At 38.5% G+C, this 12,118-nt stretch carries 10 protein-coding genes; 1 reads left to right on the top strand and 9 read right to left on the bottom strand.

Going from position 1 to position 12,118, the window contains the following annotated elements; all coding sequences use genetic code 11:
• Nucleotides 1–941: 941 nt before the first annotated feature.
• The 8 genes from ESA94_RS09725 to ESA94_RS09690 form a co-directional block, all read right to left on the bottom strand.
• Complete coding sequence (locus ESA94_RS09725) at nucleotides 942–4,121, bottom strand: type ISP restriction/modification enzyme (RefSeq protein ID WP_129130694.1); 3,180 nt, start codon at nucleotides 4,119–4,121, stop codon at nucleotides 942–944.
• Nucleotides 4,118–5,158 carry a DNA cytosine methyltransferase gene (locus ESA94_RS09720; protein ID WP_129130693.1) on the bottom strand — a complete coding sequence of 347 codons (1,041 nt, stop codon included), beginning with the start codon at nucleotides 5,156–5,158 and terminating at the stop codon, nucleotides 4,118–4,120. The genes ESA94_RS09725 and ESA94_RS09720 overlap by 4 nt, the downstream gene beginning before the upstream one ends.
• Nucleotides 5,155–6,435: a DNA cytosine methyltransferase gene (locus tag ESA94_RS09715; protein WP_129130692.1), complete on the bottom strand. Its 1,281-nt coding sequence runs from the start codon at nucleotides 6,433–6,435 to the stop codon at nucleotides 5,155–5,157. Before ESA94_RS09715 ends, ESA94_RS09720 begins: the two co-directional genes overlap by 4 nt.
• A gap of 3 nt (nucleotides 6,436–6,438) precedes the next feature.
• Complete coding sequence (locus ESA94_RS09710; protein ID WP_129130691.1) at nucleotides 6,439–6,741, bottom strand: helix-turn-helix domain-containing protein; 303 nt, start codon at nucleotides 6,739–6,741, stop codon at nucleotides 6,439–6,441.
• Nucleotides 6,742–6,832: 91 nt separating this feature from the next.
• The gene (locus ESA94_RS09705) at nucleotides 6,833–7,273 is read right to left on the bottom strand and encodes a very short patch repair endonuclease (protein ID WP_129130690.1); all 441 of its coding nucleotides are present in this window, start codon (nucleotides 7,271–7,273) and stop codon (nucleotides 6,833–6,835) included.
• A 454-nt stretch (nucleotides 7,274–7,727) separates the two neighbouring features.
• A complete protein-coding gene (locus ESA94_RS09700) occupies nucleotides 7,728–8,408 on the bottom strand; it encodes an alkylmercury lyase family protein (RefSeq protein WP_129130689.1) in 681 nt (226 codons plus the stop codon).
• 186 nt (nucleotides 8,409–8,594) lie between these two features.
• Nucleotides 8,595–9,689, bottom strand: coding sequence for a tyrosine-type recombinase/integrase (locus ESA94_RS09695; RefSeq protein ID WP_129130688.1), 1,095 nt, complete (start codon nucleotides 9,687–9,689; stop codon nucleotides 8,595–8,597).
• Between the two features lie 115 nt (nucleotides 9,690–9,804).
• On the bottom strand, nucleotides 9,805–10,194 hold the full coding sequence (locus ESA94_RS09690; protein WP_129130687.1) for a helix-turn-helix domain-containing protein: 390 nt from the start codon (nucleotides 10,192–10,194) through the stop codon (nucleotides 9,805–9,807).
• Nucleotides 10,195–10,443: 249 nt separating this feature from the next.
• On the opposite strand from ESA94_RS09690, the gene ESA94_RS09685 reads away from it, so the two are divergent.
• The gene (locus ESA94_RS09685) at nucleotides 10,444–11,475 is read left to right on the top strand and encodes a HEPN domain-containing protein (protein WP_129130686.1); all 1,032 of its coding nucleotides are present in this window, start codon (nucleotides 10,444–10,446) and stop codon (nucleotides 11,473–11,475) included.
• A 258-nt stretch (nucleotides 11,476–11,733) separates the two neighbouring features.
• Here the strand turns inward: ESA94_RS09685 and ESA94_RS09680 are convergent, their stop codons facing one another.
• Nucleotides 11,734–12,024 (bottom strand): hypothetical protein, encoded by a 291-nt coding sequence (locus ESA94_RS09680; RefSeq protein ID WP_129130685.1) that lies wholly within the window; start codon nucleotides 12,022–12,024, stop codon nucleotides 11,734–11,736.
• Nucleotides 12,025–12,118 lie beyond the last annotated feature (94 nt).

Genomic DNA, 12,118 nt, shown 5'->3' with positions numbered 1-12,118 from the left:
CGTTTTATAAACTGCAATCTTGTTTTGTGTCTTTCGTCAAATATTGAAATTGATATTTCTTAGGAACGGTCGAATTGATGATTTGAATAATGTCGTCCAATTGTCTTAAATAATAATGATGTAAGCTTATGCTTTTCTTTGTCGAGCCGTTTGCGAAGTCTAAAAAATATTCGTCCCCACTTGTTATCATTATACAGTTATTAAAGTAATAATCTTTAAGTGTATCGAGACTAATATTATAAAGTGCAGAAATGAGTGTTGGCGTTTTTGAAATTGACTTCGAGTAAACTGTCTTGCTTTTAGTGGCGCCAAAATAAGTCTTTGTTACCCTTATTGTAGATTCTGTCAAGATATATGTAGTAGTCCCATTGAATATTCTCTCCGCATGATTAAAAGTCGAAAATGAAATACTGAATTTGTCTATAGAATCCTTATTAACAAGAATGTTCTTGTACAATTGGTTGTGTCCAAATGCAACCGAATAAAAGGAAAGAAATATTAGAACTGCTAAAATTTTCATGATGTCAAATTAATGGCTGCTAACGGCCAGAGCTTGCTGCTGTGCTGGTATTTTATAATGTCCAGCCCGGAGCCGCTGCTGATTGAAAAACTAAAGTTGAAGATAACAACAAAAGCTGATAGAATTCCCGTCGGCCGGATAAGGGTTGATAGCGATATGAAGCTAAGAATATGTTCGTCTGCCAGCATAGCAGCAAACTCCCTGTTGTATGTTCGCCCTTCGTCTTGGTGATTTGAATTGAAAGTATGTGTCCACCTGAAGTAGGGTGTGTCCCGGAAGCGTTGGAATAAGGCAGGCTCTTTTGCAAGGTTGGCTTTTGTGTGTCGGCAATTGTGTGCCTTGCAAATGTGCCTGACTTGGTGCGTTGGATATGATGGGGATTAAAAAATATCTGAAAATGAGTGAAGATAAATCTTGTACATTATTTCTTTGCTAACAATTTTCCATTCAGAATTTCCTCAACTGATTTATCTAATTCCGAAATGGTGTCTTTATACAATCTGATTTTTGAAAGTAGAGTATGAAACTCTTTTATTTCATCTTCTTCCAACTGCTTTCTGTAATAAGGATAAGAATGAAGTTTCAACCATTCTCTGACTACGGAGTAACCCGAAACTTCAAACTGCAAAATATCTTCGTCAAGGTCAATATACTGTTTAATCAAATTCCCTTTCTCGTCCATGAAACGAATACTGTCGGTTTCAATTTTGTATTTGTGATATTCAAGTCCGGTCAAATCGTCTTTTGGAGTTTTTGCTTTGAAATCACCTGCTTCAATATTTGCAAGTTGTTCTCCAAACTTTGTAACTAATAGAAATAAATCTTTGTCGGCTGTAATCGGAATGCTTGCCCACTCACCTGCAACATTGTAAAGTTTTCCTTTGAACTGGTCAAGATAAAATTCAGAACTTAAAACAGCATAGCAATAAAAAGTCAAAAGGTTAATCAGTTTTTCTTCTTTAATGCTGAACTGTTTTGACAAAGTTGAAAGCAGAGTAGGGTTGATGTTCGTCTTGACTTTTGAATCCCAATCTTTTTTCTTTTTGTATTCGGGAAAGAAATTGCAAAATATGTGAGCATTACCTCTTGTTGAAAGGTCGTTGTCGGGAACATTCCAACAGAAAGAAGAAAACTTGTGAAGGGTTTGTCCTAAATCTTCAGGTGCAGGAGCAACAGCAAATCCGAAAACATTTTTGTTGCTGTAAGCCGCTCTGATTTCAGGTCTGTCTCTCATTCCACCGCCTTTAGTCTTTCCCAATTCATCAAAAAGATTTTCGTCAAGCAATACATACGATTCCAAAAACGGACGATAAGAATATTTGAAAATGTTCTTTGCGTTAACCGCTTTCTCTAATTTGTTCTTTACTGCATCGTTAATCTTCGTACCAGGTGGTGGCTTTTGTTGCCCGGAATACCATTTTTCTTTTATCGTTGCGTAATTGTTTTCCGCTTTAGCAATAAACTTTGACCTTCTCTTTAATTGCCCTTCCGATGAATGAACAAGTAAATGTGTCGGAGCAAGTTTCAAACTGGAACAGTGTCGTAAAAATATTCCTTCGTCATTCTCTGCGGTCAAAGCCCAAAATTGACTATACATTTCCGCATCGTAATCGCTTGCAGGTTTGAAAGAATAGTTTTCATCCAGCTGATTTATTGCAGTCCAATCTGCAAGCGAAACTTCCGAATTAAAAAATTCATGCTTTTGCTGTCGGTTCAGATTACAAATGCTTTGGTAATTGATGTTGACTTTTTTATTGGCTTCACTTCTCAGAACTCCAACTAAAGCAAGTCGTCCTTGTAAAGTTTTGAAAACATTTGATGCTTCCGCTCCAGTTCTGTTGTCGGTGTCAAATTCAAGAATCCACAAGTCAGAAACTTTCTCACTCAAATATTTTCTTGCGAACTTGTAAGTATTGTATTTCGCAAAACCTGATGGGAGTATAAGAGCAAAAACGGATGGAACACTTTTTTCCGCTCTGTAAATTGTCCACCTTATGAATTTTACAAAATCATTTTGAAGTTGCTTCTGTGTATTCTGTCTTCCCTTTCTATCATCAGCATCCGGTCTAAAATCTTCCATCAGTTGTTTGATTATTTCGCCTTCGTTTTGCGGCTGAAATTTTTTATCCGTGGAAGGTGGGTTGCCAATTATGATTGTTAATGGTGGGTTCGCAAGCTGATATGCGGCTTGTTGTTCTTGAAGAAGCAAAACACTAATTTCGGATGCATCCTTTTTAATTTTCACTTCTTCAAAAAGATTATCGCTGAGTGTGTTTGTCAAAATGATTTTGATGTTGTCAGGATATTTCTCTCCCAACATTGTCATGCGGTAATGTGCAAGTGCGTAAGGCGCAGGAAGAATTTCAAAACCGATTATGCTTGAATTGGAAAGGAGATTAAATCTCTCCAACATTGCTTCAATGAAAGTTCCTGTTCCGCAACATGGGTCAATAACTTTATGTTTTGTCGTTTCAAGTTTCAGATTCGGTAATGTTTTTTTGATTACAGCTTTCACCAAATTCACTGTATAGAAAGCCAATGACCTTGGAGTGTAATATGCTCCGTAATCAAATCTTGTTTCAGGGTCGTAAACACTCAGGAATGTTTCATACAATTCGTGAAAATCGGGTTGTTCAATTTGTTCATCCTTCAATTGAATGTGAGCCAACATCCTTCTGAGGTCGTCATACCAAATTCCTAATCTGCTCAACTCGGAATCAAGTTCCGATTTCAATTCATGCACTAAGGTTCTGAACGGAATTAGTTTGTCGGTATATTCTTTTTCTAAAACTGAGAACCAGAAATCGTGAATCTTTTGATACTTGTCTTTCGGACTCTTTGCCGCTTTGTCAACCACACGATGAGCATACAACAAACCGAATGAAAGAATCTGTGCAATGAAACCAGCGAATGCTTTATCGTCAATTAAAGATTTGTCGTGGCTTTGTTCGGCTGTGCTTTTTAATTCTTTGAGAAGTTTGATTGTTGTTCGCTCTACTTTTGTTTCTCCTTCATCATCGTCAAGTTGCAAAAGTTCAAGTAGTTCTTCCGATAAACTTCTTGCCCGTTTTGCAACTTCATTTACCAACTGGTTTTCCGTTACTTTTCTGTATCCGGCTTTCTTGAAGAAGGTTTTGAATAAAACTTCAACTTCCAAATTCAATTCCGGCTTCTCCCAGTTTATCGGCTTGTTGCAAAGTGAAAAGAGTTTTTTCTTCCCATCATGAGTGAACAAAACGAAATCAATTCCATCAGTGAGTATTACCGGATTTTCCAAAACCAAATAGCGTTCAACTTGACTTTCATAATCACTCACTTTGATTTCTTTATTTTGGTCAAGCCCTTTCGCTTCAACATATCCGTAAACTCCCATTGAATCGGAATTGTGAAATCTCCAATCGGGTCTTCCAAGTTTGCCCTGATTTTTCGGTTCGTGAATTCTGTCAATCTTCTTATCAATCTTTTCAGCAACATTCTTGAAAAAATTATCCAAACTCATTCTGTAAGAAAGTTCACCGGTTGCTTCTCCTGTAGAAGTGCCGATTGAAAATTCTTTTTTCAAATCTTTGAAATATTGTTCCGCTATATGCTGAAAAGTCATGCGATGCTTTGAATTATTTTTTTGCCGATTGCATAAGCTAGTTTTGGTGGAACTGCATTTCCTATTTGTCTTGCAACATCAACTTTGTTTCCGCAAAAGCCAAAGTCCATTGGAAAAGTTTGAAGCAATGCACCTTCACGAAGTGAAATGCTTCTGTGTTGTTCCGGGTGTCCGAACAAACCTCTTGTGAAACTGTCAAACCTTGCTGTTATGGTTGGTGCAACTTCATCCCAACTCATTCTTCCGTAAACATTCCTGTGTCCTATAACACTTGAATCTATTTTATGGCAATCGGCTAATAATTTTTCGGGAAGAAATTCTCTGCCTTGTCCTTGCTTCAAATACTTTATTCGTTCAAGATTAATTTTTGAAAGTTTGTCGCTGCGGTGCAGTGAAATTTTCTCATGCTCTTTTCCGTCAACGGGTGGCTTGGGCAATTTGGAAATGATGTCTCTTACGGTAATTTTTTTTCCGCTTACTTTAGGAAATTGGAATTTCAATTTTCCATTCAGCATTCTTTCTCCGACAATAATCAATCTCTTTCTTCTTTGCGGAACTCCATAATCCTGTGCATCCAAAATTTGTCTGTGAATTGCATAACCGTTTTGCTCTGCAAAAGCAATTGCATCTTCCAAGATTTCCTTTCCTCTTTTTCCAGCGATGCCGGGAACATTTTCCATCAGAAAAAATTTAGGAAGAAAGTCAACGACTTTTTTCATAAATTCAAAAACCAAATTGTTTCTATCGTCCGAATCTTCTCCGATTCTCTGAATTGAAAATCCCTGGCATGGTGGTCCGCCTGCGAACAAAGTCAATTCTCCTCTCTTGATTCCAAGTTCCTTCATCAGTTGTTTGGAGTTGATTTGAGTTATGTCTGCACAAACTGCTTCGTGATTGAAATACTTTGTGTTTAGCTTTTGTGTTTTGATTGAAAGTTCGTCAATGTCAAAACTGAACAAGATTTCAAATCCTGCTTTGGATAATCCCAAACTCAAACCGCCTGCTCCTGAAAAACTGTCAATACAAGTATATCTCATGCAAGAACTGCTTTCTTTGTTTTTAGTGTTGTGTGTCCGTTTTGATGTAAGCCGTTTCCGTTTATTTTCTTAACAGCAATTCCATTTTTGTTTGAAGCAAAGTCAATAGCAATCTGTGTTGCTATTGCCAATGAAAGTAAAGGTGGAACGGCTTCACCGATTTGTTTGAAACACTCGTCAAGATTTCCTTCAAACTCAAAACCATCGGGGAAACTTTGAATCCTTGCCGCTTCCCTAATTGTTAGTCCTCTGTTCTGAATCGGATGAGTGAATCTTCCACTTGCCGGATTTCGTGAATACTGTGTGATTGTGATTGAAGGTTTTTCCCAACTCAATCTTCCGTAAACATCATAGAAACCTGTGACCTTATCCAAACATTTCGGTCCAACCCCTTTCGGTCTGCTTCCTCCGTTCTTCGGAACTTTTGAAATTGTCTCAATCGTGCTTTCCTTGTGTGATGCACTTCTGTGATAAGAATCGCCTTTGAAAATTTCTCCAGCATTTACTTTCGGCAAATCTCCGATTGCATCTTTCACGGTTGCATATTCATCAGGAGCAAGAAGTTCTAACGGAAGTGAGAAATTATTTTTTGAAGCTACAATTACGGCTCTGTATCGTGCTTGCGGAACTCCGAAACCTGCTGAGTTGAAAATAGCTTGTGAGATTTTGTAACCCTTGCTTTCAAAAATTTCTTTCGCTTCCTGATAATGTTGAGAATATTTCTCTCCTAAAATCTCAGGAACATTTTCCATTACGATGTAGTCGGGATTAAACGAAACAACTATTTCAGCAAACGCACCAATTAAAGTGTTTCGTTCATCGTGTTTCTGTCCGTATCTTTTTTGGTGAGCAGAAAAACCTTGACAAGGAGCACAACCGATTATCACAAGCGGCTTCTTTCTTTTCTCTTTTATGCCGAAGTAATCTTTGATTTGTTGTTCCTCCTCGTTTTCATAAATTTCTCTGATGTCTTTCCTAAGAGTTTTTGTTTTGTAGTTTTTCTCAAATGATTTCAAGGCGAACTCACTGAGGTCAATGCCTCCGACAATGTTGAACAAGTTTGTCTTTTGTGATATTGCAGCAAAGCCCAATGACATTCCACCACAACCCGAAAAAAAATCCAACACATCAATTTCTCCTTCTGTGTTTGCCTTTTTTGGTTTCCAGCTTTTTAGAAGTTTTACGCCTTCGTAAAACATTTCTTTGAACTGCTCTTTGCTTTTTTGAGCAGTGCCGTTTATGCCGTTATGTTTTCCGTTGATTGTTTGTTGCTGCATCTTCTAAACTTTTGATTTTTGAACATACTTGATTTTTGCTTCTGCTACTTTCAAAGCTTCGCAAGCAAGATTTTCATCACTTAATTCATAGGTTACTTTGTCGCTTAACCATGCAACAAGCAATTCGTCCTTGTTGAGTTTGTAAAACTTGGCAAACTTCAAAACTTGTTCTCTTGTTGGTTTTCGTCCACCTCTTTCGTACTTGCTAATGATTGCTTGGTCAATGTCTAATTCAGCAGCAACCTGCCGAAGAAGCAAGGAACTCTGTTCTCTTGCAATTCTAATTTTGTCACCAAATGATTCCATGAGACAATGTTTGTTTTGACAGATATTGTCAAAAGTAGGGTAGGTATCCTAAATATATGCTAAAAAAATTGGCATTTTTTATCCACATTTGTTAGTAATTTAGTTCTGCTTTAATACCATTTAGATATTTCAATAGTTTGTTCATGGTCTTAGTAAGGGTCATTTTATTTTTAATATCGCATTCCCAAATGGTCAATATAGACCATCCAAGTTTTTTGAGAGAACGCTTAGACCTCTTATCCCGGTCTATATTAGCTTGAATTTTTCCTTTCCAAAATGTAATATTAGATGTAGGGAGAATTGATTTTTTGCAGTTTTTATGACCATGCCAAAAACAACCATTAACAAAAATTATCGTTTTATATTTCTTCAAAATAATGTCGGGCTTTCCTGGCAAAGCGTCTTGATGTAGTCTGTATCTAAATCCTTTTGAAAATAGAAATTGACGAACTAATAATTCAGGCTTTGTATTTTTTGCCCGAATCTTGCTCATTACATCACTTCGTTTCTTCTTTGTAAAAACGTCTGCCATTGTTTGTGAAAATAACAAAATGCCTGCTGAAAATTGTTGTTCAGTTGACGTTTGAATGTCAAGCCAAATAGAATTCCGTCAGCCGGGGAGGGTTGGTTGTGCATTGCCATTTTTAGCTCTTTGCAAGGTTGGCTTTTGTGTCTGGGTTTCGTGTGCCTTGCAATGTGCTAAAAATAGCGATGGGCAGCATGGCAAAGTCATGTTAGTTTGAATTTAGGTAGGATGCTCGTTTAGGGTGACATACAACGTTAAAGCATTGGCGATATGGCGGTGTTCTGTGTTCCAGCTGCCCGGCGCCGCTGCTGATTAAATATACAAAAGCACATTTTATTCTGTTGCTCGGCGATATTCGTCTGCTAAAACTGAAGCTCGTTAATGAACAAAAAGCTGAGAACATATTCGTCGCCCCGCCAATATTGCCAATGCAATGTTGGCAGCAGGTTTTTTGGTCTGACTAAAACCTGTCTTTTGATTCGCCTAAGCTCCATATTTTGTCATTCAATTCAAACTCAGCAAATATTTTTTTTGCGTCTTCCATTGTCCACTTAGTCCACTCTGGATTTAAGTGATTACCATACCATTTTTTAGAAAAATTCCATATTTTTTCAATGGGTTGAATGTCGCCCTTTGGTATGTTATGTTTCTTTGCCCAAGCGTCAACCTGTTCTGGATTTTCAAAAACCAACATATTGCTACAAGTGTAAATTACATTGTCCCAAGCATTGGTCATAGGGATTGGAAAATGTATGAAGTAGTCTTTTTCTTGTATCTCTCCGTCAATAATATTGATTTCAATTTGTTTGGTTTCTGCACCGATTGTTGTCGTTATTTTTACGTTGTCATTTAGTAACGCTGCAACACCCAAAGAACACCAAGCACAATTTCCCCACCACTCGCCTTTGTCAGTTTTTACATAAAAGTTTGTCGGTGCTAATGAAAATGGATGTATTACCCAAACCTTGGGTTCATTTGGATGCAAAACCACTCCGTGATAATCTTGCAGGTCGTGCAAACCTTGAATTACTTTTTCTTTGTCTGTGTCCAACAGCGTTACAAGGTCTTCTACACTTGGTGCAAAACCTTTGTCAATAATGTGTCTAATTAGTGTGTAATGTAGATTTGAATTTGTTACCATTTTTTAGTGATTGTCTGTCTTTTTAAACTTGCTGCCAACGCATAAATATACGAAAGTTATTCCCTTTCTAACTTTCGCTTTTTTCTATACATTGTTAATTTTCAATCAATTAAAAATATTGTTTTCTTTATCAAACTTTCGCAAATACAACTTAAGGTTTTTACAAGCGCAGCAGGGTAGCTATCGCTAAAATTGAAGATCATCCAAAGGACTCATCACGTGCAAAAGGTCACGGTTGGTTACATGCAGGTAGCGCAACGTTGTTTTAATACTGTTATGACCCAGCAGTTTCATGATCATTGTAACATCTGTGCCCTTATCCAGTAAATGAGTGGCAAAACTATGGCGTAATGCATGTACACTTCCCGGTTTCATAATTCCTGCCTTTTTCTTGGCTGCGGCAAGTACCAACTGCAAACTGCGGCTGCTGTATGGCTCTCCCGCAGTTTGGCCCGGAAAAAGCCACCCCGTTTTTTCCAATTTTGCTTCTTTCCAATACGTACGTAACATAATTAATAACACCGGGCTTAAACGAACCATTCTGTCTTTTTTACCTTTCGCCTGCTTTATAAATACACACATTCGCTTACTGTCTATTGCTTCAATACGAAGACTTACAGTTTCACTTACACGCAAACCTGTTGCATAAGTAAGCATCAACATTGCTTTGTGTTTAAGATTGTCAGCAGCTTTAATAATTGCTGTTATCTCATGCTGGTTAAAAAAATTTGGCAGCTGTTGTTGTTTCTTAGGTCTTGGTATCTCCCAAAAAAACTTATCACGTTTTAACACCTGCTCATAATAAAATTTCAAAGCGTTCAGCCTGCTGTGTAATGTATTTTCACTCAATTGTAACTTCACCACACAAAAAAGCATATACCGTTTCAAATGCTCAGGCGTAAGATCCTGCACCTTGTTTTCGCCCAGCAACTGCAGCAATTGCATAAACTCATTACGGTAAGTTTGCAGTGTACTCTTGCTGTATTTTTTCAAGGCAAGTTGCTCCAGGTAAAGCAGCAACTGTTCTTTGTTATTGCCCGATAAACGGATTACTGATCGTTCAACTTTTTGTTGCTGCACCGCAAGTGCGGTTGCTTCCGGCAGCTTGCATTTTTTCCGGTTCTCTGCTGTATCCGGTATATGCCATCCTTTTAAGCTGCTGCTCCATGCAGCACCCGGCACTTGTTTAATGCGTTCATTCCATGCTTTGTTATGGGCAAATTGCAGCAATACACGTGGCCTGTTCCGGTGTATAATCAGGCTGTAATGGATGTCGTTCATTTCGGTTGCTTTACAATGCAGCAATAAGGTCTGAATTCTTTTGCAGAAAAGAAAACATCCGCCAGCAAAAAAGCCCCGGCAGTTGTGTCGGGGCTTCAAATCTTTTTATTCTTGTTTATTTATTCAGCATCTTCTCCAGCAAGGCAACTTTTTCACGCTCCGTTTCAAGCAGGCGTTCATAAAGCTTTTTGTTTTCTTCCATTGCTTCAATGTACTTTTCTAACGGATTAAATGTACAGTTGTAATTGAAGCCACTATTATCATTAAAAGTGTTAAAGAAGTTTGTTGCAGCTTCATCTGTCAAATTTTTAATTGCATCACTCGGCACCTTTAATACCTTCGCCACATCTTCCAATATTTTCTCATCAATTTTTTCTTTCTGCTCCAAGGCACTCACAGCCTGTTGGCTCAGTCCCAATTCCATGGCAAGCGCATCCTGCTTAATGCCGAGTATCTCACGTATGCGTTTTACATTCCTGCCTTCATGTATGGTCTTTTCTGTCATAACGCTAAAGTAATTATTTCTCTTTGCATTTAATACCTCATTCCGTAACACATAACGCTTAACCCATAACTGCTTTCAACATACAATTTCTTTCCCCGTAAAAAACAGTGAAACAACGGTAAAACACAACCTGTATTGGTAGGTTACCGCCTGCTGTCACCCAACCTTTACACAACGCTCGGCACTCACGACTCCCGACTGACGATTCACGTTTCACGACTCACATTTCATCCCTCTCAACTCCCCACCATGAACTCCCTCATCAATCTCATCGAATATGGCAATCCCGCTCTCATCAGCCGCAATCTCCGCAAAGTTCTTTTCGATTATATGGAATCCGAATTCAGGATCGGAATCACCTCCTATTTCGAAGAACTGTTGCCGGAGCTCAACCAGCTCTTCAATGTTTTAGACGAAGCTGCTGCAATAAACAGGGAGCAGTTAAATCTTATCAGCAAGCAATACAACCTGCTGGATGAAGAACAATGTGCTGCATCTGTTTTTCAAAATGAGCTACTATACAGGGTTGTTAGCTTCCTGGTTACTACACTGCAGCCGGAGCGTATCTATAGTACGGCACATAATAAAATGAAAGAAGATCAATCCCATACCGGTCTGCTCATTATCATGCCCGATTCGTTTCAGGACAAACCCTTTAGTGAATACGAAAACTTCCTTGAAGGGGGTTGCTCGTTGGGCACACAGCTTTGCTTTTCTCTTCACAAAGCAAGCCATGTAAAAGCCGCTCTTGCAGCAGGTCATCCGTTTTACAGTTTTGCCTGCACAAACAATAATCTGCTCTATTGGAGCAAGGAGGAAAAATGGCCGGTTAATACAGAAGAAAAGTTAAAAGAGCTTACGCAAACAGCAGTTCAAAAGTTTAATCACAATTTCAACAAAGCTGCAACATTCCTGCAATACGCAGGACAGGGATTAAAGGAACAGAATAATCTCTCCGCATTTTTCATACAGCAGGCGGCAGAGCTCTGCTGCCGTGCAATACTAACCGCTCTCACCGGTCACGATAAAAAAACACATGCACTTTCTGTCCTTAAAAAATCATGTAGTCGCTGCACCTCAATCGTCGATCATGTTTTTCCAGCCGATACAGAAGAAGAAAAACGTTTGTTGCAGATCATAGACGATGCCTACATTGATGCCCGCTATAAAACCGATTATTCAGTACATGAACCCGACCTTCAACTCTTATTCAATAAAGTTCAGCAACTCCACAACGCCGCAGTACCCGAAATACAAAACAGGCTTGGCTTACCAGTATAAAGCCTAAAAAAAGAATAACCAGAATTTCCATTCGTGTAATTCGTGTCTTTCGTGGTAAAACACTTAGCACATCCGAAGGATAGTCTGTGTTCTTTTGTGTATATCTGTGGCAAAGCAAAATGGGTGTAGCGAATTTCCATCAATCTTATTCCGTGCAATCTGTGAGCAAAAAATCCGTGTGCTTCGTGCTTTTGTGGGAAACCGCAAATAAGCAAAATGAATTGTAATTGCTGAGCAAATAATTCAGCACAGATCAAATTATTGTTCTTTTAAAAACTCTTTTATCGCATAATGATAAACCGTTTGCCCCTTCTTAACCTTCTTCCTGTATTCTTCCTTCAACACAGCATCATTATTAATCAGTTGCGCATACATTACGGCTTCCGCAAACCGGCTGCGTTTCTTCTTTTGCAGCTTACTCGGTTTTACATTGCTCATGTCGGGGTACTTGCTCACCACAGTTTTCTTTCCATACCGTTTAAAAACAAGCTGTTTACCGATCTGTCCCCTGATTTGGTTAATAATACTGTTTTCCTCTAACTGTGCCATAGCTTACTGTTTGCAAAACAAGATAATCATTAAGGCAGCTAGAAGCAAGCATCCTTCGTTCATCCTTCGTTGCTAAAGCCACTATACAACAGGA

The sequence above is a fragment of the Lacibacter luteus genome, from assembly GCF_004118265.1.
In the GTDB taxonomy this organism is placed as follows: Bacteria; Bacteroidota; Bacteroidia; order Chitinophagales; family Chitinophagaceae; genus Lacibacter; species Lacibacter luteus.
Note: the sequence above shows the minus strand (reverse complement) of the source record. Positions and strands in the feature narration are given on the sequence as shown.